Here is a 325-nt window from a genome sequence, read left to right on the forward strand (position 1 = left end):
GGGCCAACGAGGCCGCGGCAGCGGGGGGCAGCGAGGTCAACGCCGTGCGGCGCCTGGCGGGCCGCAGCCAGTTCAACGCCGGCAACGGCACCGAGACCGGGGCGATCGGCGCCACGTCGGTCGGGCCGCTCGGACTGTTCTCGCTGAAGCACGATAGCGTGGACGGGGTCCGTGACAACGGCAAGATGACGGTCCCCAACGACACGTCCAACCAGGTCCGCGCGCTGCGGGTACTGTAGCAAGCCGAGCGGCTGAAGCTCAAGGACACCACCGGGCTCTACGGCACCCCGGACGACATCACGGACGACCCCAGGCACCTCAGGAT

1 protein-coding gene is annotated in these 325 nt (G+C 70.2%); it reads left to right on the top strand.

Annotated features, from left to right (window positions below):
- Positions 1–239: MetQ/NlpA family ABC transporter substrate-binding protein (locus tag UK12_RS34585; RefSeq protein ID WP_045307190.1), on the top strand; the 239-nt coding region annotated here is incomplete at its 5' end.
- Positions 240–325: the final 86 nt, after the last annotated feature.

Source organism: Saccharothrix sp. ST-888, assembly GCF_000955975.1.
In the GTDB taxonomy this organism is placed as follows: domain Bacteria; phylum Actinomycetota; class Actinomycetes; order Streptomycetales; family Streptomycetaceae; genus Kitasatospora.